Genomic DNA, 26,000 nt, shown 5'->3' with positions numbered 1-26,000 from the left:
CAAACGCCTCCGCCCTTGCGAAGCCTGAGCGGCGATGGCTATCAGGCGCCATGCGGATCGCCCTCTATGAACCCGAAATCGCCGGCAACGTCGGCGCCGTGTTGCGTCTTGGCGCGTGTATGGGCGCGCAAGTCGAACTGATCGAGCCCATGGGCTTTGCTTGGGACGACCGCCGCGTGCGCCGCACGGCGATGGACTACATCGACCATGTGACCGTGCGCCGCCATGCCGGCTTCGAGGCCTTCCGCAAGGCGGTCGACCCTGCGCGGCTCGTGCTGTTCACCACCAAGAGCAGCGCGTCGATCTATGACTTCGCCTTCGATCCCGACGATATCCTGCTGTTCGGCAAGGAAAGTGCGGGCGTTCCGGCAGAAGTCGCCGAAGCCTGCCACGCCCGGGTGCGCATTCCGATGCGGCCACAGGTCCGCTCGATGAACCTCGCAACCTCTGCCGCCGTGACGCTGGGCGAGGCGCTGCGGCAGACGGGGACGCTACCGGGCTGAGCTTGGCATCAGGCCCTGCCCTGCCGCCCTTCGATCCAGTCGTTGAGCACTTCGTGGAAGAAACGGATGCGGGTTTCCTGGTCTGACAGATATGCGTCGCGATAACCGCGCGAGTGCATGCCCGCCTGCATCGCCTCGGCCAGTTCCATGTCCTGATAGACGATCTGCCCGGCAAGCTCTGGCACCCCGCGCCCGCCATCGAACACCCGGTGCTCGCACTCGGCAACCTCGCGCAGGGGCTTCATGCCCGCCATGATCGACTGGACCTCGGCCTGCCCTTCCACCGGGAACGCCATGCACCACAGGTCGAAATAGCACTTTTCCGGATCGGTCGCGTGCGGTTCGCTGCGGAACAGGATCAGGTTGTCGGGCAGGAAGCTGATCGTGACATTGGGGAACATCACCGTGTGCGGGCTGTCGGTGATCTCCTCGTCATCCATGTGCTCGTAGTGGAGATAGCCCTTCTCGCGCCACAGCTTCTGCTTGGCGGCCTTGAGATCGAGCCAGCCCTGCATCGCGAAGTCCTCGTAAGTCGCGTAGCGGGCCGGGTCGATGTCCCACTTGGCCAGTTCGGCCTCGAACATCGCATTGCCGCTTCCTTCAGGTCGGTCGGTCAGCGAGGGCCGCATCGGCTGCACGGTGCGGCCATGGCCCTTTGGCCACATCTCGTGCCGCGCGGAATCGACGTCCTGATCGATCCATGGCGGCACTTGCGGGTGCGCGGTGCGGGTGTGGTAGCTTTCCGAGAAGTTGTCGGTGACGAACTTCCAGTTGGCGTTGATCTCGATCCGGTACCACGCCACCCGCACGGCCTTGTCCATCGGGTAGTTGCGATAAAGCTCGGGCATCGGCTCGAGGAAGTCCATCAGCGAAGGGCTGTCGTCGGACATCGTGTACCAGACAAAGCCGCCCCACACGTCGCAGCGAAGTTCGTTGAGTTTCAGCTTGCCGCAAGGGTTGCCCTTGCTGAAATCGACATCGGCATCCTGCGCGTGTTTCAGAACGCCATCGATGCCCCACTTCCAGCCATGGTAGGGGCAGTGGAACGCCTCGACCGAGCTGGAATCGTGGACCATGCGCATCCCGCGATGGCCGCAGGAGTTGTAGAAGGCGCGGACCGAGCCGTCCTCCTGCCGCACGGCGATCACCGATTCCTTCATGAAGTTGTGGACGAGGAAATCGCCCGCCTCGGGAATGTCGGCAGTGCGCCCGGCGATATGCCAGATGCGCGTCCACATATGGTCCCATTCCTTCTGCGCGAACTCGGGCGAAAAGTATCGGTCACCCGTGATCGGATCGCCACGCAAATGGGACGGATCGCGACCGTCCATCGGGGTCGGAACGGGGCCTCGCAGGCTCATGGGACTATCCTCTCTACCGGCATCGCAACCTTGTGAGAGGACTATCGGCAGCGCCACCACATGCGACAACTGCACTTTGTGTGAACGGTGCGACGAAGCGCACTCACCCGAGTGGAAGCCTATCAACGCAGTGCAGCAACAATCTGGAAACACCTTTCATCGAACTGTCTCCGAACTGACGCCGGACCGTCAATCTTGTCCCCTAGGCGCGGGCTCAGGCAGAGCTTTCAGGGGGTTACCAGACAATGACATTCTCGCGCACCAGCCGCATTGCACGCGCACGTCTTTCGCTGCTCGGCACCGCCGCATTTGCCTTCGCCGCGCCAGCCCTTGCGCAAGAAGCGCCCGCCGAAGAGGCTCCCGGCGATGTCATCGTCGTCACCGGCGAGCGTCCGATTGCCGAATCCGAAGCGGCCGCGTTGCAGATCCAGAAGATGTCGGATTCGCTGGTCACTGTCCTGTCCTCGGACGGCGTGGGCCGCCTGCCCGACCAGAACATCGCGCAGGCCACCAGCCGCCTCCCCGGCGTCGCCATCGAGCGCGATCAGGGCCAGGCACGCTACATCAGTCTTCGCGGTGCGCCGAACTACTGGACCACGCTGAGCTTCGACGGGATCAACGTCGTCAGCCCCGAAGGCCGCGATGCGCGGTTTGACTCGATCCCTTCGGCCATTGCCAAGCAGGTGATCGTTTCGAAGGCGGTCACGCCGGACATGCCGGGCGAGACCGTTTCGGGCAACATCAACGTCATCACCCGCTCGGCTTTCGATTTCAGCGGCTTGCATGTGCAGGGCAAGGCCGGCATCGGCTATGCTGAACTGGGCGACCGGCGCGAATACGAAGGCTCACTGGTCGTTTCGGACCGCTTCAAGGCGGGCGACGGCGAGATCGGCGTGCTGCTTTCGGGCAGCTTCTTCGAACGCAACATGGTGACCGATAACTTCGAGATCGACTGGGAGCGCGTCAGCCAGGACCAGCGCCCCGGCAACGGCACCCGCTTCTGGGCGCGCGAGACCGAAAACAAGCTCTATCGCCTGCGCCGCCGCAACTGGTCGGTCTCGGGGCGGCTCGACTGGAATCCCGACGGCGACAACACGGTCTCGCTGCGCTCGGTCTACACGATCTTCACCGACGACGAAGCGCGCGACAACTACATCTTCGACCTAGACGACCGCCAGAGCGACCTGTCGAACAGCACGGATGCCTGCCCGACAACCGTCAACACCACGCCGCGCACCACCGGCTATGCCGATGTCTGCATCGGAAATACCCCGCTCAAGGGCACGGTCTACGGCATCGACATCAACCAGCGCTCCACCCTGCGTGCGTTCCGCCAGTCGATCTTCACCAACACGCTCGAAGGCACGCATGAGTTTGGCGAAGGCTGGAAGGTGAACTGGCTGGGCAACTACACCGAGTCCAAGGATGACCGCTCGGTCGTCGGCGAAGCGCGCTGGAACAGCCCTTCGACCCGCTCGGCGCGTCCGACCGTGGTCTATGATTTCACCAATCCGAACCGCAACACGCCGCTGCTGTTCACCACCGTCCAGCTGTCGAGCCCGACCCGCTACACCGCCGGGACTGCCGTCACGGCAATCGACACTTTCACGAAGCCGCTCGCGTCGCTGCGCCTGCTAGATGCGGTGGACACGACCAAGGCCTATACCGGCCGCCTCGTCATCTCGAAGGACACGAGCTTCCTTGGCGGCGACGCTACCTTCAAGCTCGGCTTCCAGTTCGACCAGCGCACCAAGGTGGTGGACGAGAACCAGCTCGAAATCACGTCCGGCGCAGACTTCGCCAAGATCGGCCTGTCGACCAACTACAGCGACTTCTCGCTCGACAAGGCGTTCCTCGGCGCGCTGCCGATGGGCTATACCTTCCGCTACTTCGATACCGACAAGATGCGCCAGTACGCCGATGCAGCGCGCGAGAACTTCGCTTTCGCTCCGGTCACCGGCAACATCTACGACGTGCGCGAGCAGGTCTTCGCAGGCTTTGCCATGGGCACGCTGCGCTATGACTGGGGTTCGATTGTTGGCGGTGTGCGCGTGGAGCACGTGAAGAACCGCGGCATCGCCGAAGCCAACATCGCCGGGACGACCGGGCTGGTAACCGCGGAATCGAGCCAGACGCTCGCCTTCCCTAGCCTCCACCTCAACTACAATCTCGCCGAAGACAAGAAGCTGCGCCTCTCGTTCAACAGCGGCGCGGCGCGGGCCGATTACGACCAGATGCGCCCGAACGTGACGGTTAACGACGCCAACCTGACGATCTCTGGCGGCAACCCTGCAGTGAAGCCCGAGCGCGCCTATGGCGTCGATGCCTACTTCGAATGGTACGTGCGCCCGCAGGGTTACCTGATGGCAGGCGCATTCTACAAGAAGGTCGAGGACGTGCTCTATTCGCAGCGCCGGACCTTCAATTCCGACGTGCTGAACAGCAATGGCGTCGACCGTTCGCAGTACACCTTCACCGGGATCGCCAATGGCGGCAACGGGCGCATCTTCGGTTTCGAAGTGGCCGCACAGCTTCAGCTCGAACCGTGGACCGAAAGCCTTGGTCTGCCGGACTTCATGGGCGGGTTCGGCGTCAGCGCCAATCTGACCTGGAACGACAGCGAAGTGACCAAGCCCGCCGTGGGCACCGTCCCTGCCCGCAAGGTGCGCCTGCCGGGCACGTCGGACTGGGTCTATAACCTTGGTGCATACTACGAAAAATACGGCCTCTCACTGCGCCTGCAGTACCAGCGCCGCAGCACCTGGCTCGACGGTTATGCCGACGACCTGACCGACGCTGGCGACACCTACTGGGCAGCGGATGACGAGCTCGATTTCTCGGCGCGCTATGCGGTGACGAAGAACTTCGAAGTCTATTTCGATGCCTCGAACCTGCTCAACAATCCGGGCCGCCGCTATTCGGAACCGGGCAACCTGCTGACCGCAACCGGCACGCCCACAAAGGCGACCGACATCTACACCATCGAATGGGAACGCTTCGGCCGTCGTTATGCCGCTGGCGTGCGGATCAACTTCTGATGCGCGCAGTGCGACACGCCATGGCCCTGATCCCGGCACTCGCCCTTGGGGCCTGCGCCGGGATGCGGGAAATGCCGCGCCCGGTCTATCCGGCAGTGAACATTGCCGCGACGGGTGAAACCACGCCGGTCGGCTCGGCCAATGCCGATGCGGCCGATGATCCGGCAATCTGGCGAAACGCCGCAGATCCGGCAGCAAGCCTGATCCTTGGCACCGACAAGAAGGCCGGGCTTTACGTCTATGGCCTTGACGGCAAGGTGCGCGATTTCGTTGCGGCAGGCGCGCTCAACAATGTCGACTTGCGCGAAGTGCGCCCCGGCTTCGTGCTGGTCGGCGCGAGCGACCGCAGCGACCTTGCCGAACCGAAGATCGCACTGTTCCGGCTTGATGGTGCGTCGGGGAAGCTCTCTACGTTGGGCGCGCTGCCCTTCCTCGGTGCTGGCCATGCTCCGGCCGAGGCATACGGCTTCTGCATGGGCAAAGGCCTCGCTCTTGGCGAGCTGGCCCGCGCCTATGTCGTGCTCAAGGACGGCACCGTGGCCGAGAGCGTACTGACCGAGGACGCGGGCACGATCACCGCACGGCATGTCCGCTCGGTAAAGTTCGCCACGCAATCGGAAGGTTGCGTGGTGGATGACCGGACCGGGCGACTCTACCTTGCCGAAGAGGACGTCGGCATCTGGCAAGTGGACTTGCGTGCGGCGGTGCTCAAGCCGCTGGAATTTGCCATGGTCGGCAAGGAGGCAGGCCTCGTCGATGACGTCGAAGGGCTTGCCCTCGCGCCCGAAGGGACGGACAGCGGAATGCTTGTTGCGTCGAGCCAGGGCGACAATGCCTATGCCCTGTTCGATCTTGCTACTGCCGCCCCGCGCGGTCGCTTCCGCATTGCCGCCGGCCGCTATGGCGCGACGAGCGATACCGACGGTATCGAGCTTGCGACTGGCGATTTCGGACCGGACTGCCCGGGCGGCCTGTTCGTGGCGCAGGATGGCGACAACGCGCCGTCTGCGCAGAACTTCAAGCTGTTGGCGTGGGACGTGATCTTGCGGGCGGTGGCTGCAAGCAAGCCCTAGTCGGACGGGCCGCGCCAGCCTCTGGCGCGCGCGGCCCTTTCCCCTGCGGCATCGAGTGCGGGTCCGGCGGCGAGCGCTTGTGCCTGCGCCATGATCTCGGATTCGCTGCCGGCCTGCCGATATTCCCCTGCTTCCGGTCTTGCGCCAGCAGAAACTGCGCCTTGCAGCTTCCAGCCTTCGCGGTCGCGGCACGCTATGCCTGACGCTTCGCTTGCCGAGTATGCACGACAATAGGCTCCACCTGAATCGCGGAAACTCAGCAGCACCCGCACCGGGGCGTTCGCTGGCTGTTCCCCGACAAGCTGGCTGTCGAGCGCTGCGGCAATCTGGTCAGGGGCATAGTCCGCGCCTGTGCCGCCGCCTCGGCCAAGCGTAACGGCGAGAACCAGCGAGGCGGCAAGTGCGGGGCCTGCGGCCCATATCCACCGGGGCAAGCCGCTACGCCGCGCGCGGACTTGCGCGAGGTCCACGACCTCGGACTGCGGCGGTGCGAGCAGCGCTGCGAGGCGATCGGGGACCGGTTCGCTGGCAACGGGCGCGAAGTGGCTGGAGAGGCGCGCGCGCAAGGCCTGGTGTGCGGCGACCTGCGCGACCATTGCGGGGTAGGCGGCGATGGCGGCGGCGACCTCGGCGTGCTCTGCTCCTTCGAGCTGACCGTCGGCGAAGGCGGCGATCTGTTCGGGGGTGGGCTGTTCGGGGGTGGGTGTCGTCATGCCGCTTCTCCCAGATGCGCCAGCAGCGCATCGCGTCCGCGCACCAGTCGTGAATTGAGCGTGCCCACCGGACAGCCGACGATCTCCGCCGCTTCCTTGTAGGACCACCCCTCGATCATCACCAGCACCACCGCCTCGCGCTGCTCATCAGGCAATCCGGCCAGCGCGCGGTCGACATCGCCGAGCGCCGCACTTTCCTCCTGCCCGCCCGAAGCGCCGATGCCGAGCCCGGCTTCCTCGTCGACGAAAGTCTCGCCCCGCCTGCTGCGGGCGCGGACTTCGTCTATCCATATGTTGCGCATCATCCGGTACATCCAGCTGTCGAGCCGGGTGCCCGCCTGCCACTTGTCGCGGTTGCGCAGCGCCCGTTCGATGGTCGTCTGGCAAAGATCGTCAGCCTCCCCTGCCCCGCCGCGCGACAGGCCTGCGGCGAAGCGCCGCAAGCGAGGAAGCAGGGCGAGGATGCCATCGGCGAAGGGATCAGCCAGTGTCGTTGCCTTTCTGATGGATAGAACGGGCGGGCTCGTCCGTTTAATCCCATAGACAGACAGGTTATGACAAAAAGCCCATGAAAATGAAACGCTTCGCCCTTGCCGCCATGCTCCTGTGCACCGTAACCGGCCCCGCCGTGGCGCAACTGGCGCTGCCCGACGTGCGCGGCAGCGTAAATCCAACTCTCCGAGGCATAGAGGCAACTCTCCCCCAACTCTCCGAGGCACTGGGGCAAGTCGAGGGCATCTCGAGGAGCCTCTTGCAGGTCAGGCTCGACCGTCTCACCCGCATCCTCGATCGCAACCGGAAGAGCATTGAACGCGACGCTTCGGGTGACCTTGCACGCAAGGGCGAACTGCTCCTGACAGACCCTGCGCCCGGCACGGTGGAACTTGCCAAGGTTGCAGGATTCACGGTCCTGTCCACCGAAACGCTGGACACGCTGGAGATCACCGTCGTCCGCCTCGCCGTGCCATCCGGCATGAGCCTCGCCAAGGCGCAGGCGCTGCTGAGCGCCCGCCTGCCCGATGCAACGATTTCCGCAGATACGCTGAGCTTTGCCAGCGGTGGCACTTCTGGAGGACGCGTGAAAGGGAGCGGAAGTGCGATGCCGCCGATTGCGACGCCGGTCGGGGTGATCGACGGGGGGGCCGGGGCGGCAGTCGCTGTTGCGGAAACCAGAGGATTTGCGCGGGGTGCGCCCAGGGCCAGCGATCATGGCAGCGCCGTGGCCTCGCTGCTGCGTCATGCGGGCGTGCAGCGGATCGTGGTGGCCGATGTCTATGGCGACGATCCGGCAGCGGGGAATGCGCTGGCGGTGGCGCGGGCGCTGAACTGGCTGGTGGGCAAGGAGGTGCGCGTCGTTTCGATGAGTCTTGTCGGCCCTGCCAATCCCGTGGTTGCCCGCGCCGTCACGGCTGCGCACCAGCGGGGTGCGGTGATCGTGGCGGCGGTGGGCAACGATGGTCCGGCAGCGCCACCCGCCTACCCTGCCTCCTACCCCGGCGTGCTGGCGGTGACCGCCGTGGACGGGCGCAATCGTGCGCTGATCGAGGCAGGGCGCGCACTGCATCTCGATTACGCCGCGCCCGGTGCCGACCTGTTCGCGACCAATGCTGCGGGACGTAGGGTGAGAGTGCGGGGCACCTCGTTTGCAACGCCGCTGGTGGCATCCCGGGCGGCGCTTGCCATGGGCGGCAATATCAGGGCGCGACTTGATGCCGAAGCCATCGATCTGGGCCCGCGCGGGGCAGACGGCACCTATGGCCGGGGCCTGCTCTGCACCATCTGTAGGCCGACGCGCTGAAAAAATTTTGCGAAGCCATGCATTAAACCTCTGACGCGATCCGTTTTCCTTTCGAGAGGCAGTCAACGCGACGCCTCGGACAGTTCGAGGAAAGGAAAATCGAGATGCGTGCATTTCTGGCAACTTCGACCGCACTCCTGCTGCTGGCCGCCCCTGCCGCACAGGCCCAGATCCTTGGCGGCGCTGGCGGCGGCCTGGGCGGCGCGCTTGGCGGCGGAATCGGCGGGACGCTTGGCGGCACCCTGAACGGTGGCACGATCGGGGGCGGCACCATTGGCGATCCGATGGGCAGCATCGAGAACACCACGCGCGGAACGGTCAATGGCAAGGGCCGCGCATCGGCCAACAAGTCGGTCGACCGCAAGAGTGGCAAGGTCCACGCCGATGGCAATGCCGATGGTTCGCTGACCGGCGGCGTCGGTCAGGCGCTTTCCACGCCCAGCCGGATGGTCGGCACCAGCGGTTCGGCCAGTGGCTCAGGCTCGGCTGCCGGCAGCGCCGATGCGCAGTTGATCGGCACCGATGCAGTGCGTTCGGCCGCCGGACAGGTGGGCAGGACTGCGCGGGGCACCGTGCGTGGCGGAGCCGAGACGGCAGGATCGCTGGCTTCGAGCGGCCATGCGATGGCCGGTAACGCTGCAGGGTCGGCCAGCGGAGCCGCAAGTGGCGCCGGCAGCGCGGCGACTTCCTATGGCTCCGGCTCGCTTGCACTGGCAGGAAGCCTTGCGTCTTCGGCCAATGGTGCATTCTCGTTGAGCAAGGGCATGACCGTGCTTGGCCCCGATGGCGAAAAGATCGGCAAGGTGCGCGAAGTCATCGCCGACGGTCGCGGGCAGGTGCGCTCGCTGCTGGTCAAGGTCGATGGCGAGAAGGCGCTGCTGCCCGCCGCCAACTTCAGCGGCAGCGGCAACGCGGTCGTCTCGGCAATGGGCGAAGGCCAGATCAAGCAGGTTGCGCAGCAGCAGCAGGGCAAGGCCGAACCGCGCAAGAACTGAGCGAGTTCGTCGCGATGGAGTGGCACGGTTCCGAAAAGGGCGCCGTGCCACTCTGTTCGTGCGCACGCTTCACGGCGAAGAGCGAAGATGCGCTCAATGGGTGCGGGGCGGCGGTGAGGGCCGCCACCCCGCTTACCTGCGCTCACGCAGGCTGGTATTCGGTGGCCTTCTCCTTGCGCACGGTGCGGCTGTGGCGGCCGTCGATGCCGACCGGCACTTCGCCCGCGATAGTGGCACGACGCAGGGTGCGGCGCTGCAGGCCGAAGTCGGCGACGGCGCGGTGCTGGGTCGACTGGTTGTCCCAGAACGCCACGTCCCCCGGCTGCCAGCGCCAGCGCACAACGTTTTCAGGCCGGGTGATGTGATCCTGCAGGATCTGGAACAGGCGCTGCGAATCCGCCTGGTTCAGCCCGACGAACTGCTTGACGAAATGGCCGAGCAGCAGGCTGCGCTGGCCCGATACGGGGTGGACGCGGACGACCGGGTGTTCGGTCTCGTAAACGGTCGAGGCGAACACGCTCTTGTGGAAGTTGGTGCGCTCGCGCTCGCTGTCGTCTCCCTTGGGAGCATTGAGCACGGCGGCATAGTCATAGAGGTTGGTGTGCACCGCCCAGAGGTTGTTCACCAGCTGGCGCAGGGGTTCCGGCAGGCTCTCGTATGCTGTCTCACCATTCGCCCAGACGGTATCGCCACCAGCCTCGGGAATGGTGATCGCCCGCAGGATCGAGCCCTTGGGATAGGCATCGACGAAGGTCACGTCGGTGTGCCAGCTCGATGCGGCATAGCCTTCCTTGCTGTCGAGTTCGAGCAGGTAGCGCGAGCCTTCGGCCACCGGAACAGTCGGGTGTGCCACCGGATCGCCGAACAGCGAGGCAAAGCCTTCGTGGCGGGCATCGTCCAGCTCCTTCTGGCCCCGGAAGAACACGACCTTGTGACGGACGACCGCGTCCTTGATCGCCTGCACGGTCGTCGCATCGAGATCGCCCGAGAGCGTCACGCCCCGGATTTCCGCGCCGATCGTCCCGGTGATCGGCACGATCTCGAGCGGGGACTTGGGGTCCTTGGCATTGGCGTAGGTGGTGATGGCATTCATGGCAGGTACTCCTTGAGGGATTGGAGATCGGGGGGATTATTCGGCAGGCTGGAGCGCGGGGTCGGCAGCGGAGTCCAGGCGGCGGCGAATGGCTTGGTGCTGCTGCGCATCGAGCGAGAAGCCCGAGACGAGAGCGGCGGAAAGGGCATGGGCCAGCGCAGGGCCGAGCGCGAAGACCAGCAGCACGCCCTGCAGCGCAGCGGGGCTGTTGGTCGCAAGCTTCGGGTCGAAGCCGAACCAGGCGACGAGTGGCAGGGCGATCCCGGCGGCGAGCGCGCCGCCGATCTTGTCGGCCAGCCCGAAGACCGAATAGTACAGCCCTGCCCGTTCCTCGCCGCTATCGGCACGGTGCTTGTCGGCCACATCGGCGACCATCGAGCGCAGCATGATGTTGCCCGAACCTTGGGTAAGACCTTGGGCGAAGGCGAGCGCGAGGACCAGCCAGAAGCGGTCAGGCGTGGTCAGGACCAGGCCGAGGTTGATCAGGGCCTGCAGCACTTCGGCAAGGATCGCGGCGTCACGCTTGCCGAGCCGGACGCCGATGCGCTGCCAGATCGGCGCCGAAAGCATCCCGAACGCATACTGGAACAGGAACAGCCCGGCGCCCCACTCGGGCCGCCCAAGATAGAAGGTGACGTAGAACAGCAGCAGCGTGGTGCGGATGCCCTGCCCGGCGCGCACAGCAGCGTCGGACGCGAGCACCCGCAGCAGCAGCGGATTGCCGAATACGGCGCGCAGGGCAGCCGCGGGGGAGAGCGGGGCGGAAAGGAGCACAGGCTGGCTCTCGTCGCGATTGGACAGGGTGAGCCACAGCGCCGGAAGGGCGGTTGCCAGCACCAGCAGGCCGAACAGCGTGAGTTGAAGCTTGCCGTCGCCGGGGCGCAAGTGCTGCGCCAGCGCAGCAAGGCCGAGCGCGCCGACCAGCGCGACCGATTGCCACAGGGTGAAGATCGAGGCGGCACGGGTGCGGTCGTTGTAGTCGGGCGCGATCTCGCCGCTCCACGCCAGCAGCGGTGTGGAGAGCAGGGCAAGCCCTGCGTAGTAGGCTGCGAGCGCAACGGTCAGCCATCCGACGCCGGGGCTTGCGGGCGGGAAGAACAGCAGCGCTGCCCCTCCCGCAAAGAGCACCCCGCCGCCCGCGATCCAGGGACGCCGCCTGCCGAACCGGCTCTGCGTCCGGTCGCTCAGCGCGCCGACCACCGGATCGAGCAGGCAGTTGAGCAACTGCCCGGCAAGGTAGAGCGTGCCGACCAGCGTCAGTGGCACGCCGTAATCACGCGCGAGGATGGCGGGGAGCCAGGCTGCGACGGGCTGTGCTGCCGCTGTTACGGGCACGTAGATCGCAGCGAGGCGGTGGAAGCGGGCGGTGGAGTGCCGGGTCATGCGCGGGTCCTCACAGGCGCGTCCGCAGCGTGACGCCGTAAGTGCGCGGCTCGCCCGCCTGGGCGGTGACCACGCCGGTGTTCGCAGCGGAGAGGTTGAGGAAGTAGTCCTTGTCGAGCAGGTTGCGGGCCCAGATCGACAGGTCCCACAGACCGTCATCGGTCTTCAGGCCGATGCGCGCATTGGCGATGCCGAAGCCGGGCACTTGCGCCCAGGCTGAGTTGGTGGCCGAAGTGTTGAAGCTCGACCGGTGGGCGTAATCGGCATGGCCGTAGAGGCTGATTTCCCGCCCGCCGAGGCTGCCTAGCGGTGCGGCGGCATCTGCTCCCACCGACCAGGCGAACTTCGGCACGCCCGAGAGCGGCTTGCCCGAAAGGTCCTGAATGCCGCCAAGGTTGAGGTTCTCGACTGCCTGCGGAGCATTGGCATATTCGACGTACTTCGCGTCGGTGTAGCTTGCCGAAGCGGTGAACGAAAGCGCGTCGCTGGCGCGGAAGGCGAAGTCGCCCTCGATGCCGCGCGAGCGGACCTTGGGGATGTTGGCGATGTACTGCCGGAAGGTCACGGTGTTGGCCACCTGCTCGGTGATCGCGGTCTGGTAATCGCGGATCTCGGTCCAGAACGCGGCGGCATTGAGCGTGGCGCGCCGATCGAGGAACTGCGACTTGAAGCCCAGTTCGAAGGCATCGACCTTCTCGGGCGCGACTTCGGGCTGGATGCCTGCGGGCAGTGCCGTCAGGTTGAGCCCGCCCGACTTGTTGCCGCGCGAGTACGTCGCGTAGATGTTGGCATCGGGCGAGACCTTCCAGCTCAGCGTCACCAGCCCCGAGAGGTTGTTCTCGCTGAACTTTGTCGAAAAGCTCGTGACCGGGTTGAACTGCGTCCGGATGGCGTTGATCGCGGTGATCTGCGCCGGGGTAAAGCTGGAGAGGTCTGCACCATCCACCCAGAACTGGCTGAACGCGCCCGACTTCTTCTCATGCGTCCAGCGCAGGCCCGTGGTCAGCGTCAGCGCATCGGACAAGTGCCAGTCGGTCTGGCCGAACAGCGCAAAGGTGCGCGTTTCGGGCGTCGAGGTGGAATTGGCCTCGAAACCGTTCAACGCGGCATTGGCGATCGTCTGGTTGGCGGCGGGCAGGTTCCACAGCGCCGCGGCCGGCCCATAGCGGGTCGCGCCATAGCCTTTGACGATCTGCCAGAAGTAGTAGGCGCCGATGACGTAATCGACCGTGCGGTTGCCCTTGGAGGCGAGCCGCAGTTCCTGGCTGAACTGGCGCTGGCGGTTGGCCTGCTGCGCCTTGGTGGTGATCGGCAAGGAGGTGCTGTCGCCGTCGTTGGCCGGGTTCCAGTCCCACCAGCGATAGGCGGTGATCGAGGTCAGCGCGGCGGCGCCGAAGTCCCAATTGACCTCGCCCGAAACGCCATAGCCTTCCATGTTCGACTGGTAGTGGCTGTCAGCCTCGCCGATGCGGTCGAACGGCTTGAAAGCGGGCAGCGTGTAGCCGGGGAAGCGGGCGGCGCGCAGGGCGAAGTTGTTGGGGATGGTCGCGCCATTGGCATAAGTCGTGTGCAGGTCTGCAAAGACCGAAAGCACGTGATCCTGCTCCTGTTTGGCGTAATCCCCGATGATGCGCACCTCGAAGTCGGGATCGGGCGTGAACAGCAGCTGCCCGCGAATGCTTTCGTTGCGGTAGTTCTGGGCGCGGGTCTTGGTGGTCTTGTTGAACAGGAAGCCGTCGTTGCCGCTGATCGCACCGGAAAGGCGCACGGCCAGCAGATCGGGCACGATACCGGCCGAGGCCGAGGCGCGGATCTGGCGGAAGCCGTAGTTGCCGATGCTCGCCTCGCCCGAGAATTCCGGATCGAAGCTCGGCTTGCGCGAGGTGATGTTGATGACGCCCGAGGTGGTGTTCTTGCCGAACAGCGTGCCCTGGGGCCCGCGCAGCACTTCGATGCCCTGCAGGTCGACCAGATCGAACTGCGAAAGGCCGACGCGCCCGTAATAGACGTTGTCGATGTAGAAGCCGACGCCGTTCTCCAGCCCGTCGTTGGTCAGCGCGACGTTGGAGCCGAGGCCGCGAATGTTGATGTTGGTGTTGCGCGGGTTGAAGCTGAACACCTGCAGGCTTGGCACCTGCTGCTGGATCTGGCCGAGCGTGAAATCACCCCGCTTTTCAAGCGCATCGGCACTGATCACGCTGATCGCGACGGGAACGTCCTGGACGTTTTCGTCACGGCGGCGCGAGGCGGTGACGACGATGGCCTCGCCGCCGTCTGCGGCATCGGCGGCAGCGGCCGGGACCGCTGCCTCCGCCGCGCCGTCGGTCTCGGCCGCAAAGCCGGGACCTGCGCTCAGAAGCGCTGCAATGGCCACGCCCGAGAGGATGAGCGGACGCTGTGCCTTGAGAAAAATCGTTTTCATTCTGTTACTTCCCTGAACCCAAGTATGCTGCCGCGCTGCTGTTGCGGCGGTTGAAAGTGGATGGAACGGGCACGGTTTCGCGCTGCGTGTCGCCGGGGGCGACGCCGCAAAGGGCAACAATCGTCTGCTGCAGGGACGCGGGATACCGGGCCAGTTCCGCGAGATCGGAACTGGTAAGCGGTCGCATGACGCACTCCTCCGGGCGGCGACCCGTGCGGATCGGCGCCGAGCTGGCGTTATGAATGGAAGGCCGCAGGACGCGGGCCGCGCCCCTCGTGGGTTGCGCGGATCGTGCTGTCGGCTGTCAGGTACGCGTCAGGCGCGGATGGTCATGATAGTCTGCATCGTATCACCTCTGGTTGAGGGGAACACGATGCCTGGCGCTGTCGCCCCAGCATCGCGCGCTTTAGCGGTTGGTAACGCGGAGCAAGCTGCTTCCCGATCAAATGCCGCGGATCAGGACCCTCGAACTGCATGCCGGCCTGATCACTGGGAGCCATGCGGGTTAATCTCTACCTATCTAGTTGAGTCTTTCCGGTCAACCGGGTGCGAGCCATTTCAACGCAAAAGGAAAACTACCCGACAGACAAGATCAATTGTCTATCGATCTAATAGACATTGATCTGCGCGGCGTTAGGCTCATTCTGCCTTACGCGACCACGCGCAGGTCCACCTGCCAGCAGCAACCACGGACCGCACCATGACTTCGACCTTCAATCTCACCCGCCGCGCTACCATCGGGGGTGCCGCCGCTACTCTGGCCCTAAGTGCTGCGCCCGCGATTGCCCGCAAGCGCGCACGCCAGCCCAACATCCTCTACATCATGGCCGACGACCTCGGCTTTGCCGACCTCTCCTGCTACGGCCGCCGCGATTTCGAGACGCCGGTGCTCGACAAGCTGGCGGCGCAAGGCCTGCGTTTCACCAGTGCCTATGCCAACAGTGCCGTCTGCACGGCAACGCGGGTCGGGCTGATCACCGGGCGCTATCAGTACCGCTTGCCCGTGGGCCTTGAAGAGCCCCTCGCCTTCCGCCCGAATATCGGCCTGCCGCCATCGCACCCGACCCTGCCATCGCTGCTCGCCAAGGCGGGCTATCGCACCTCGCTGATCGGCAAGTGGCACCTTGGCAGCCTGCCCGATTTCGACCCGCTCAAGAGCGGCTACAACACCTTCTGGGGCATCCGCAGCGGCGGGGTGGACTACTACACTCACGCAACGAGCAACGGCCAGCTCGACCTGTGGGACGGACCGACGCCGGTCGAGCAGGCAGGCTACCTGACCGACCTGCTCGCCGACCGCGCGATTGCCGAGATTCGCGAGGCCTCTGCAGGGAAAGCGCCATGGTTCATGTCGCTCCACTTCACCGCGCCGCACTGGCCCTGGGAAGGGCCCGACGACGCCAGCGAATCCGCGCGCATCGCCAAGATCAAGGACCCTAGGGCCCTGTTCCACTTCGACGGTGGCAGCGCGGCGATCTATGCCGCCATGGTCCGCCGCCTCGATTACCAGATCGGACGCGTGCTCGCCGCGCTCAAGACAAGCGGAGCCGAGGAGGATACCATCGTGGTGTTCACCAGCGACAATGGCGGCGAACGCTTCTCCGACACCTGGCCGTTCAGCGGCCGCAAGACCGAGCTGCTCGAAGGCGGCCTGCGCATCCCCGCCATCGTGCGCTGGCCCGGCGTCACGAAGGCTGGCTCCGCGAGCGATGCACAGATCATCTCGATGGACTGGCTGCCCACGTTCCTCGGGGCAGCAGGGGCAGCGCCTGACCCGGCCTATCCCAGCGACGGTATCGATATTCGTCCCGCCCTGACCGGTCAGGCCTTGCCGCAGCGGACGCTGTTCTGGCGCTACAAGAACCATGCCCAACGCGCTGCGCGGCGCGGGAATCGCAAGTACCTCAAGATCGGCGAGAACGAATTCCTGTTCGACGTGGCCGCCGATCCGCTGGAGCGCGCCAATCTCAAGGATCGTGAGCCTGACGCGTTTGCCGACCTCAAGGCGGGGTGGGAGCGATGGAATGCCACCATGCTGCCTCTCGACCCGCAGTCCTACACCCATGGGTTCGGCCCCGGAGAACTGGCCGATCACTTCAATCCGGAGCACTGATCCCGATTCCGGTGGCGGCCGGCGCGGCGAAGGTTTTGCCCTTGCCGTTCCTGCCTTTGCGGGCCTAGCGTCAATCCCACGGGGGACGTTGACGGCGGAATGAGCGCGCAGATTGCAGCAGTGATGACCGTGGCGCTGTTCGCGCTGATGTTCGGCGTTGCCGCAATGACCGAGCGCGGACGCGTGCGCTGGCGATATCAGGCGCGGCTGCGACATGGCGCCTATACTCTTGCGCTTGGCGTCTATTGCTCCAGCTGGACGTTCTACGGCTCGGTCGGCACGGCGGTGAGCCAGGGCTGGAACTACCTGCCGATATATGCTGCGCCTGCGCTGCTGCTTCTGCTCGCTCCGCGCTTCCTTGCCCGGCTGGCAGAGGAAGTTCAGCGCGAACGCACATCGACCATTTCCGACTTCATCGCCGCGCGCTTCGGCCATGACTCGGGCGTTGCCCGCCTGATCACGGTGATCGCGCTTTGTGGCACGATCCCCTATGTCGCGTTGCAACTCCGCTCCATCGGAACGGCATTTGCAGCGACCTCCGGGCAAGATGTAGCAGTGCCGGTCATGGTTGCCAGCGCCGTGGTACTGACGGCTTTCGCAATTCTGTTCGGTGCCCGGCGCTACGAAATCGCGGGCCGCAGCGAAGGGCTTGTCTTCTCGATCGCGCTCGAGTCCCTGATCAAGTTCGTTGCGCTGGCCATGGTCGGCGTCGTCTCGGTCCTGGTTCTGCTCGATGCAGACGGTCCGGCCCTTGCCCGGGGCCTGCAGGAGATGGGCCGCGAGTTCGCCCCCGATCACGTGACGACCGAGACCGTGGTGATCGCGCTGGTCTCGGCCTTCGCGATCATCGTCCTGCCGCGGCAGTTCTACATGGGGCTCGCCGAAGCGCACTCGGCACGCGACCTGCCAAGAGCGCGTGTGGGCCTTGCGCTCTACATTCTGGCGATGGCGGCGCTGGTCGTTCCGATTGCGCTTGCCGGACTCGTCGCGCTCCCGTCAGGCACATCGCCTGATCGCTACGTGCTGCTGTTGCCTGCAAGCGGCGACTACGGCCCGGTGGCGGTTGCAGCACTCCTCGGAGGCCTCAGCGCCGGCTCGGCCATGGTGATCGTCGATGCCACTGCGCTTGCGATCATGGTTTCCAACGACCTGATCTTTCCGGCTCTCCTGCGCAGCGAAGGACAGGCCGAGGCGGGCGATCTGGGCCGCCGGATGCTCACGGTCCGGCGCGGAGCGATCGTCGGCATCGTCGTGCTCGCCCTGTTGTGGGCGCTGCTTGTCGATCCGGCACGTTCACTGGCCTCGATCGGTCTCGTCGCCTTTGCCGCAATGGTCCAGTTCGTGCCGCATCTCCTGATGGCGGTATCATCGCCCGGCCACGACCCCGTGGCGGCACGGGCAAGCCTGCTGACGGGCCTCGTGTTGTGGCTCTACACTCTGGCGCTTCCGCCCGTCATGCCCGCACAATGGCTGGCCGCGCTGGAAGGAACCCTGTTCGATCCAGTCCGCCTGCTGGGTATCGGGAATGCGAGCCCGCTGGTCCATGGCGTTGCCTGGAGCCTGAGTGCCAATCTCGTGGTCCTTGCGCTGGCACGGGCGCGCAAAGGGCGTGCGCCACGGCTGCCAAAGCTGTTCTCCGGCAATCGGCAAATCGCCAACATCGGCGATCTGGCATCGCTGATCGCGCGCTTCGTCGGCGAGGAGCGCGCTGCTGCAGCCTTTCCCACCGACCGTCACGGACAACCGGTCGATCGCTACTCGGCACGCCTTGCGCAGGACATGATTTCGGGGGTGATCGGCAATTCCTCTGCACGCACCCTTGTCGCCTCGGCGCTGGCCGGAGCGCGGATGAGCGTCGAGGACGTCACGCGGCTGCTTGACGAGGGAGGCCAATCGCTGAGCTTCTCGCGCCAGTTGCTGGCTGCGACGTTCGAAAACCTGCAATCGGGCGTCAGCGTCATCGATGCCGACCTCAACCTCGTTGCGTGGAATACCCGCTACGTCGAACTCTTCGACTATCCGCCGGGTCTGGTCCGGGCCGGCGTTCCGATTGCAGAACTGATACGGTACAATATCTTGCGCGGCAGTTTTCCCGGCTCGACGCAAGTCGAAGTGGACAAGCGCATCCACCACCTGCGGGCTCGCCGGGCCTATGCTTCCGAGCGCGTGCACCGCGACGGTCGCGTGATCAAGTCGGTGGGAGGGCCGATGCCCGGCGGGGGCTACCTGACCTCGTTCACCGATATCACCGACGAAGCCGAAGTCCGCCGCGAACTCAACCGTACGCTCGAGCAACTGGAACGGCGGGTGGATGAGCGGACCCGCGAGTTGAGCGAGGTGAACAGGCAGCTGGCTTCGGCCACGCAGGAGAAGACCCGCTTCCTTGCTGCGGCAAGCCACGACCTGCTCCAGCCCCTTCATGCCGCGCGGCTGTTCGTGTCGGCTCTCGAGCGCAATCTCGAGGGTCCCGGCCAACTGCTCGCCCGCAAGGTCGACCGCTCGATCATTTCGGCAGAAGCCCTGTTGCGCGCGCTGCTGGACATCTCGAAGCTTGATGCAGGCGGGGTGCAGCCGAGCCCGGAACCTGTCCAACTCGCCCCGTTGCTCGACGAAGTGGTCGAAACGCTGCGCCCACTGGCCGAAGAGAAGGGGCTTGGCCTGCGCCTGGGGCCGATGTCCGGATCAGTGATGACCGATCCGGGTCTGCTGCGATCGGTCATGCAGAATCTGGTGACCAACGCGATACGCTACACCACAGATGGCGGCGTGGTGGTGGGCGTGCGCCGGAGGGGGAGCGATCTGCGGATCGACGTGATCGACAGCGGCGTCGGCATTCCGGCCGACCGGCAGCGCGAGATCTTTGCCGAATTCACCCGCATCGGCGCCGTGGAAGCCGAAGGTCTCGGGCTGGGCCTTGCCATTGTCGATCGCATCGTCCGCCTGCTCGGTGCGAGGATCGAGGTCGCATCGACCGAGGGTCAAGGCAGCCGCTTCAGCATCTTCATGCCCGCCTTCGCGATTGCCGGGGCCAATGCGCCGCGTCCTGACGCGCCGTCGGTTGCGAACCGCGCCATGGAGCGCCAGCTTCGCGTGCTGGTCGTCGACAACGATCCGGACATTGTCGAGGCAACCGTCGCCATGATCGAAGGGCTGGGCCATATCGCCATTGGCCTGCGCAAGGCGGAGGACGCCCTCCCCCGGGTGATGGAAGTCGACGTCCTGTTCGCCGACTATCACCTCGATGCCGGTGAAGACGGCCTGCGACTTCTCGATCAGGCACGCTCGCGCAATGCGTCGCTCGCCGTAGCGATGATCTCGGCGGAAAGCGGTCCTGCCTTGCGCAATCGGCTGCGCATGCGGCGCGTGCCCCTGTTCGTGAAGCCGGCGTCTCCGCACGCGCTGGAAGCGTTCCTTGCCGAGTGTGCCTCAGCTGGTCAGATCGAGCCCGAGTGAACGGGCGATCAGCGCGGCCTGCGTGCGGTTCTGGACGTCGAGCTTGCGCATGATCGCGGTCATGTGCGCCTTCACCGTGGATTCGCTCATGCCAAGATCATAGGCGATCTGCTTGTTCAGCTTGCCGTCCAGCACGGCCAGAAGCACCTTCAGCTGGGTCGGCGTCAGGTTGGCAACTTCGCGGCGGACCTCCTCGACCGGCTCGGCGCTCACCTGCGCGGGCGCTGCCCCGCCCAGCGCGCTGCGGATCGCATCCTCGATCCGGGCAAGATCGGAATCCTTGCGCAGGAAGCCTACCGCACCAAAGGCTCGCGCCTCGTCGGCAACCTTGGCGCCTTCTGCACTCGAAACGACAAGGATGGGGACATCCGGCCGTTCGGCGTGAAGCAGTGCAATGCCGGAATATCCGATTGCGCCGGGCATCTTGAGATCCAGTGTGATGAGCGCAAGGTCCGGCGCTTCGCTGGCGGCGCGCGCAGCAGCGGTGAGAGTTCCGGCCTCCACCACACGTGCCCGCGGCGCAACATTTGCGACCGCAAGCGCCAACGCCTGCCGGAACAGCGGATGATCGTCGGCAACCAGAATTGTCTCGCTCACATCACTCCCCCGCCAGGACGATCTGCCCTCGCCCTGCGGCAAAGGTCGAACGCGCTCCGTTCCGGCACAGCTTATCTGCTGGCTCGACATCGGCAAGTCCGCTGTTTCGCATGGCAGACCGACACCGGGACCCGCGACTTTGGTCGAATGGCTACGACCAATCGCGCTCTGTCGGGAACGGCCATTCGCGCCGAGGCTGCAATCCGGAAAGTGCGAAGTGCGCACACCTGGAGAGGGAATGATGTCTGTGAAGATCGCGAGGAATCTGTCCTTGCTCCTTGCCGCTACAAGCCTGAGCTTGCCGACGCTGGCCCATGCCGCCGCACCATCGCAGCGCGAAGCCGAGCTTGTTGCCCGGCTCGAAAGGCTCGAGGCAGAGATGGCCGCGATGAAGAAGGATCTGCAGGAGGCGCGCGCGCAACAAGCCAGCGCCGCGAGCGTGGTCCAGGTAGGGCAGGCCGTCGAAGTCGCCGAGGCCGCTTCGGCAAAGGCAGACGCCGCAACCGCCAAGGTCGCCGCGCTCGAAGCCAGGCCGCAGCCTGAAGGCTTCAGGGTCGGCGCGACCACGGTCAAGCTTGGTGGCTGGATCAAGCTCGTGGCCACGAACAGCCGCTTCAGCGATGGGGAAGTCGCCAACAACGCGTTCGGGCGGGATTTCTGGCTGCCGCAGCAGATTCCCGTGGGCGGTGCTCACTCCGCACGCGAACAGGATTTCAGCGCGCGCCAGTCGCGCTTCTGGCTGAACCTCGATACGACCGTCGCAGGCCACAGCCTCAAGGGTTACGTCGAGACCGACTTCGAGACCTCGCCCGGCACGCAAGGCACGCAGCGCACAACCAACGGCTACAACCTCGCCCTGCGCCGCGCCTACCTGCAGTTCGACAAATGGACCTTCGGTCAGGACTGGTCGACCTTCCAGTACACCGGGGCGCTGCCGGAAAGTACCGACTACGTCGGTACCACCGAAGGCACCGTCTTCGTGCGCCAGCCGGTCATCCGCTATTCGACCAAGGTAGGCGACGGGCTGACCCTGCATGTCTCTGCCGAAAACCCGGAAAGCGCGACCGCGACAGCAGGCTCTGCAACGCTCGTCGAAAACGGTGACGACCGCATTCCCGATTTCGCCGCACGCCTTGCGTGGAGCGGCAAGAAGGGCGAACTTTCGCTCGCAGCCCTTGCCCGCGAACTGCGTGTCGAGACCAACGGCGTTGCCGACAGCCGCTTTGGCTGGGGCGTGAGTGCCGCGGGCAAGCTGTTTCTCGATGACGCCAAGGTCAGCGACTTGCGCTTCATGGCGACTTACGGACAGGGAGCCGGGCGCTACATCGGCGTCAACTTCGCTCCGGACGCCGTGTTCGTCGGTGCCACGGGGAAGCTCGAGAACGTCACCGTCGCTTCGGCGATGCTGGCCGCGCGCATCGGCATTGCACCGGGCCTTCGCGCCAACCTGATGGGCAGCTGGCAGCGCGTGACATACGCCGATGCCCTGACCGCCGCGATGGTCGGCACCTACAACAAGCAGGCCTGGAGCCTTGCCGGCAACCTGTTCTGGTCGCCGATAAAGAATGTCGACCTCGGGATCGAGGTCCGGCACGGTGAGCGCAAGCTCGTCAACGGTGCGAGCGGCGCGCTCGATCGCATCGAATTCGCCGCCAAGTACGGTTTCTGAGAGCCCACCAGAAAAAGGGGGAGAGGATATGTCCAACGTTCCGATTACGGATGATCTTTCGGCCTTGCCGAAGCATCACAAGGCCACCCACAGCGAGAAGCTGATCATTACTGCCTCGTCGCTCGGCACGGTGTTCGAGTGGTATGACTTCTACCTCTACGGACTTCTCACCGCGATCATCGCGGCCAAGTTCCTGACCGGCCTGAATCCGACCACATCGTTCATCATGGCGCTGCTGGTCTTTGCCGCAGGCTTCATCGTCCGCCCGTTCGGCGCGCTGGTGTTCGGGCGCATCGGCGACATGGTCGGCCGCCGCTATACCTTCATCGTGACCCTGCTGGTCATGGGCCTTTCGACCTTCCTCGTCGGCTGCCTGCCCACTTATGAAAGCGTCGGCGTGGCCGCGCCGATCATGCTGGTGGTGCTGCGCATGTTCCAGGGTCTTGCCCTTGGTGGCGAATACGGCGGCGCGGCGACGTACGTTGCCGAGCACGCCCCCGAAGGAAAACGCGGGCTCTACACCAGCTGGATCCAGATCACGGCTACCGCAGGTCTTGCGATGGCCCTGCTCATCGTCATTCTCGTGCGCTCGCCGGTTACCGGCGTGGGCGAGGAGGCGTTCAAGGACTGGGGCTGGCGCGTGCCATACCTGCTCTCGGGCCTGTTCCTGTGCGTTGGCCTGTGGCTCCGCCTCAAGCTGCATGAATCGCCCGTGTTCCAGAAGATGAAGGACGAAGGCACCTCTTCCAAGCGACCGCTGGGCGAAGCCTTTGGCGAATGGAAGAACCTGAAGATCGTGCTGATCGCGTTCTTCGGCGCCATCGCCGGGCAGGCCGTGGTCTGGTACACCGGCCAGCTCTACGCGATGTATTTCCTTGAAAAGATGCTCAAGGTCGATGGTCTGACCGCCAACATGCTGATCATCATCGCGCTTGCCTGTGCCACGCCGTTCTTCCTGTTCTTCGGCTGGCTCTCGGACAAGATTGGCCGCAAGAAGATCATCCTCAGCGGTTGTGCGCTGGCCGCACTGACCATGTTCCCGACCTTCCAGGCACTGACCGAAGCCGCCAACCCGGCCCTCGCCCATGCTCAGGCCAATGCGCCGGTCAAGGTCATGGCCAATCCAGCGGAGTGCTCATCGCAGTTCGATCCGGTCGGCGCGAACAAGTTCGACACGACCAGCTGCGACATCGTCAAGAACGCGCTCGCCAAGGCGGCCGTGAACTACGAGAACGTCGCTGCTCCGGCGGGCACGATCGCCTCGATCCAGATCGGCGGCACCACCATCGTCGCTCCCGATCCGTCGAAGGTCTCGGGCGACGAGAAGAAGGCTGCCATTGCCGCCTTCACCGCCAAGGTCGTCGGCGCTCCCGCCTTGGCGGCAAAGCCGGCCGAGGGGGACAAGCCTGCGGTCGAGGCCAAGCCTGCGGTCGAGGGTGAACTTGCCAAGGTCGGCTATCCGGCCAAGGCCAACCCCGACCAGATCAACAAGCCGCTGGTCGTGGCGATCCTGTTCTACCTCGTGCTGCTGGTGACCATGGTCTATGGCCCGATCGCGGCGATGCTGGTGGAGCTGTTCCCCAGCCGCATCCGCTACACCTCGATGAGCCTGCCTTACCACATCGGCAACGGCTGGCTCGGCGGTCTGCTCCCCGCCATCGGCTTTGCCATGGTGGCGGCCAACGGGGATATCTACCACGGCTTCTGGTATCCGGTGATCGTTGCCGCCGCCACTTGCGTGATCGGCCTGGTGTTCCTGCCGGAAACCTACAAGCGCAGCATTGACGACTAAGGTCTTACTGGAGCGGGTAGCGGTTTGCGCCGATACCCGCTCCAACCGTTTCAAGAGTCGGGTGAGGACATGAGCGAAGCATACAACCGGGCGTGGCAGGCCAGCATCGACGATCCGCAAGGCTTCTGGGGCGAAGCAGCCAAGGCGCTGGACTGGGTCACGCCACCATCCGCCACTTTCGCCGAAGGCGAAGGCTGGTTTCCGGGCGGCGCGCTCAACACCGCCCACAACTGCCTCGACCGCCACGTTGCGGCAGGGCGCGGCGATGCCATCGCTCTGGTCTATGACAGCCCGGTCACCTCGACGATCCGCCGTTTCAGCTATTCCGAACTTCTCGCCGAAACCGGCCGTGTCACCGCCATGCTGGCCTCGCTCGGGGTGGGCAAGGGTGACCGGGTCATCATCTACATGCCGATGATCCCCGAGACGGTCTTCGCCATGCTCGCCTGCGCGCGGCTTGGCGCGATCCATTCCGTCGTGTTCGGTGGCTTTGCCCCGCTTGAACTGGCCAAGCGCATCGACGATGCCAGCCCCAAAGTGCTTCTGACCGCCTCCTGCGGTATCGAGGGCAGTCGCACGATTGCCTACAAGCCGATGGTCGACGAAGCGCTCAAGCTTGCGCATCACCAGGTGGAGCGCGTCGTCGTGTTCCAGCGCGAACGGCTGCCCGGCGATCTGTCCGGACCGCGCGATCTCGATTGGCAGGCCCTGCGCGCGGCGACTGCGGATGATCCGGTTCCCGCGCCCGTGCCGGTGGCATCTTCCGATCCGCTCTATATTCTCTACACTTCGGGCACGACCGGCACCCCCAAGGGCGTGGTGCGCGAGAACGGTGGGCATGCAGTGGCCCTCGCCTGGTCGATGCAGAACATCTACGGCATCGGCGAAGGCGATACCTTCTGGGCCGCATCGGACGTCGGCTGGGTCGTGGGCCACAGTTATATCGTCTATGCGCCGCTGCTCGTCGGCGCGACCACCGTGCTGTTCGAAGGCAAACCGGTCGGTACGCCCGATCCCGGCACCTTCTGGCGCGTGATCGAGCGGCACGGCGTGAAGACCTTCTTCACCGCACCCACAGCCATCCGCGCGATCCGCAAGGAAGACCCTGACGCGACGTTCCTTGCGCAGATCGGCACGGGCCAGTGCGAGGCCATATTCCTCGCAGGCGAACGCGCCGATCCCGACACCATCGGCTGGCTCGAGGACAAGTCCGGCCTGCCGGTCATCGATCACTGGTGGCAGACCGAACTCGGCTGGCCGGCAATCGCCTCGTGCTTTGCACTGGGCGACCTGCGCCGTAAGCGTGGCAGCGCGGGCTTTCCGGTGCCCGGCTATGCCTTCGCGATCCTCGACGAAGGCGGGCACCCTGTGCCGGTGGGGCATAGCGGCGCCGTGGTCATCAAGGCCCCGCTCGCGCCCGGCGCGTTCCGAACGCTGTGGAACAACCATGCCGGTTACGCGAAGAACTTCGCCGCCTTCGATGGCTACTACGAAACGGGTGATGCAGGCTTCGTCGACGAGGACGGCTTCGTCCACATCATGGGGCGCACCGACGACATCATCAACGTTGCGGGGCACCGCCTGTCCACCGGACAGATGGAGCAGATCGTCGCGGCGGTTGATGGCGTGGCCGAATGCGCGGTCATCGGCGCCGAAGATGCGATTAAGGGCATGGTTCCGATGGCCTTCGTCGTGCCGCGCGCGGGCTTCGACACGGATGCGACGCTGGAAAAGCGGGTCGTTGCCGCAGTGCGATCGGAACTTGGTGCCGTGGCGGCGCTGAAGATCGCCTTCATTGCGCCGGGCCTGCCAAAGACGCGTTCGGGCAAGATCCTGCGCAACCTCCTGCGCAAGATCGTCAATGGCGAGACCTGGAGCCTGCCTCCGACGATCGAGGATCCCGAAGTGCCCAATACCATCCAGCAGCTTGTCAGGCAGCACATTCCCGCCTGACGGATGACAAGTAACCCGAAGTGGCGGCGCTGCCGGGCGATAGG

Annotated in this window: 17 protein-coding genes; 10 read left to right on the top strand and 7 right to left on the bottom strand. The window is 65.2% G+C overall.

Annotation, left to right across the window (positions count from 1 at the left end; genetic code table 11):
* Window positions 1-50 precede the first annotated feature (50 nt).
* On the top strand, window positions 51-503 hold the full coding sequence (locus tag ACZ1JW_RS12855) for a tRNA (cytidine(34)-2'-O)-methyltransferase (protein WP_465140814.1): 453 nt from the start codon (window positions 51-53) through the stop codon (window positions 501-503).
* A gap of 8 nt (window positions 504-511) precedes the next feature.
* Here the strand turns inward: ACZ1JW_RS12855 and ACZ1JW_RS12850 are convergent, their stop codons facing one another.
* The gene (locus ACZ1JW_RS12850; RefSeq protein ID WP_465140813.1) at window positions 512-1,864 is read right to left on the bottom strand and encodes an aromatic ring-hydroxylating oxygenase subunit alpha; all 1,353 of its coding nucleotides are present in this window, start codon (window positions 1,862-1,864) and stop codon (window positions 512-514) included.
* A gap of 245 nt (window positions 1,865-2,109) precedes the next feature.
* On the opposite strand from ACZ1JW_RS12850, the gene ACZ1JW_RS12845 reads away from it, so the two are divergent.
* Together ACZ1JW_RS12845 and ACZ1JW_RS12840 are read left to right on the top strand one after the other, a co-directional pair.
* Window positions 2,110-4,902 (top strand): TonB-dependent receptor, encoded by a 2,793-nt coding sequence (locus ACZ1JW_RS12845; RefSeq protein WP_465140812.1) that lies wholly within the window; start codon window positions 2,110-2,112, stop codon window positions 4,900-4,902.
* Window positions 4,902-5,975, top strand: a complete 1,074-nt coding sequence (locus tag ACZ1JW_RS12840) for a phytase (protein ID WP_465140811.1) — start codon at window positions 4,902-4,904, stop codon at window positions 5,973-5,975. The genes ACZ1JW_RS12845 and ACZ1JW_RS12840 overlap by 1 nt, the downstream gene beginning before the upstream one ends.
* Here the strand turns inward: ACZ1JW_RS12840 and ACZ1JW_RS12835 are convergent.
* Window positions 5,972-6,688 (bottom strand): hypothetical protein, encoded by a 717-nt coding sequence (locus tag ACZ1JW_RS12835; protein WP_465140810.1) that lies wholly within the window; start codon window positions 6,686-6,688, stop codon window positions 5,972-5,974. The two genes, ACZ1JW_RS12840 and ACZ1JW_RS12835, sit on opposite strands and share 4 nt — an antisense overlap.
* Complete coding sequence (locus tag ACZ1JW_RS12830) at window positions 6,685-7,131, bottom strand: RNA polymerase sigma factor (RefSeq protein ID WP_465140809.1); 447 nt, start codon at window positions 7,129-7,131, stop codon at window positions 6,685-6,687. The genes ACZ1JW_RS12835 and ACZ1JW_RS12830 overlap by 4 nt, the downstream gene beginning before the upstream one ends.
* A gap of 131 nt (window positions 7,132-7,262) precedes the next feature.
* Between ACZ1JW_RS12830 and ACZ1JW_RS12825 the strand changes: the two genes are divergently transcribed.
* Together ACZ1JW_RS12825 and ACZ1JW_RS12820 are read left to right on the top strand one after the other, a co-directional pair.
* Entirely contained in the window at window positions 7,263-8,486 is a 1,224-nt protein-coding gene (locus ACZ1JW_RS12825; RefSeq protein WP_465140808.1) for a S8 family serine peptidase, read from the top strand.
* A 104-nt stretch (window positions 8,487-8,590) separates the two neighbouring features.
* Window positions 8,591-9,481 carry a PRC-barrel domain-containing protein gene (locus ACZ1JW_RS12820; RefSeq protein ID WP_465140807.1) on the top strand — a complete coding sequence of 297 codons (891 nt, stop codon included), beginning with the start codon at window positions 8,591-8,593 and terminating at the stop codon, window positions 9,479-9,481.
* A gap of 142 nt (window positions 9,482-9,623) precedes the next feature.
* On the opposite strand, the gene ACZ1JW_RS12815 is transcribed toward ACZ1JW_RS12820, so the two are convergent.
* Genes ACZ1JW_RS12815 through ACZ1JW_RS12805 form a run of 3 tightly spaced genes read right to left on the bottom strand, consistent with a single transcriptional unit; the run spans window position 9,624 to window position 14,379 of the window.
* Window positions 9,624-10,574: a TauD/TfdA dioxygenase family protein gene (locus ACZ1JW_RS12815; RefSeq protein WP_465140806.1), complete on the bottom strand. Its 951-nt coding sequence runs from the start codon at window positions 10,572-10,574 to the stop codon at window positions 9,624-9,626.
* A gap of 36 nt (window positions 10,575-10,610) precedes the next feature.
* On the bottom strand, window positions 10,611-11,957 hold the full coding sequence (locus ACZ1JW_RS12810; RefSeq protein ID WP_465140805.1) for an MFS transporter: 1,347 nt from the start codon (window positions 11,955-11,957) through the stop codon (window positions 10,611-10,613).
* A 10-nt stretch (window positions 11,958-11,967) separates the two neighbouring features.
* Window positions 11,968-14,379: a TonB-dependent receptor gene (locus ACZ1JW_RS12805; RefSeq protein ID WP_465140804.1), complete on the bottom strand. Its 2,412-nt coding sequence runs from the start codon at window positions 14,377-14,379 to the stop codon at window positions 11,968-11,970.
* A gap of 700 nt (window positions 14,380-15,079) precedes the next feature.
* Between ACZ1JW_RS12805 and ACZ1JW_RS12800 the strand changes: the two genes are divergently transcribed.
* Both ACZ1JW_RS12800 and ACZ1JW_RS12795 read left to right on the top strand, forming a co-directional pair.
* On the top strand, window positions 15,080-16,492 hold the full coding sequence (locus tag ACZ1JW_RS12800) for a sulfatase family protein (protein WP_465140803.1): 1,413 nt from the start codon (window positions 15,080-15,082) through the stop codon (window positions 16,490-16,492).
* Window positions 16,493-16,591: 99 nt separating this feature from the next.
* Window positions 16,592-19,945 carry a PAS-domain containing protein gene (locus tag ACZ1JW_RS12795; RefSeq protein WP_465140802.1) on the top strand — a complete coding sequence of 1,118 codons (3,354 nt, stop codon included), beginning with the start codon at window positions 16,592-16,594 and terminating at the stop codon, window positions 19,943-19,945.
* On the opposite strand, the gene ACZ1JW_RS12790 is transcribed toward ACZ1JW_RS12795, so the two are convergent.
* The gene (locus tag ACZ1JW_RS12790) at window positions 19,919-20,542 is read right to left on the bottom strand and encodes a response regulator transcription factor (protein WP_465126309.1); all 624 of its coding nucleotides are present in this window, start codon (window positions 20,540-20,542) and stop codon (window positions 19,919-19,921) included. The two genes, ACZ1JW_RS12795 and ACZ1JW_RS12790, sit on opposite strands and share 27 nt — an antisense overlap.
* Window positions 20,543-20,783: 241 nt before the next feature.
* Here ACZ1JW_RS12790 and ACZ1JW_RS12785 point away from each other — a divergent pair, with 241 nt between their 5' ends.
* From ACZ1JW_RS12785 to ACZ1JW_RS12775, 3 genes are all read left to right on the top strand, one after another.
* Window positions 20,784-22,211: a DcaP family trimeric outer membrane transporter gene (locus tag ACZ1JW_RS12785; RefSeq protein ID WP_465142775.1), complete on the top strand. Its 1,428-nt coding sequence runs from the start codon at window positions 20,784-20,786 to the stop codon at window positions 22,209-22,211.
* Window positions 22,212-22,239: 28 nt separating this feature from the next.
* Window positions 22,240-24,003 carry an MFS transporter gene (locus tag ACZ1JW_RS12780; RefSeq protein ID WP_465140801.1) on the top strand — a complete coding sequence of 588 codons (1,764 nt, stop codon included), beginning with the start codon at window positions 22,240-22,242 and terminating at the stop codon, window positions 24,001-24,003.
* A 69-nt stretch (window positions 24,004-24,072) separates the two neighbouring features.
* Entirely contained in the window at window positions 24,073-25,956 is a 1,884-nt protein-coding gene (locus tag ACZ1JW_RS12775) for an AMP-binding protein (protein ID WP_465140800.1), read from the top strand.
* Window positions 25,957-26,000 lie beyond the last annotated feature (44 nt).

The sequence above is a fragment of the Novosphingobium sp. BL-A-28-Hi1-0D genome, from assembly GCF_055521755.1.
Note: the sequence above shows the minus strand (reverse complement) of the source record. Positions and strands in the feature narration are given on the sequence as shown.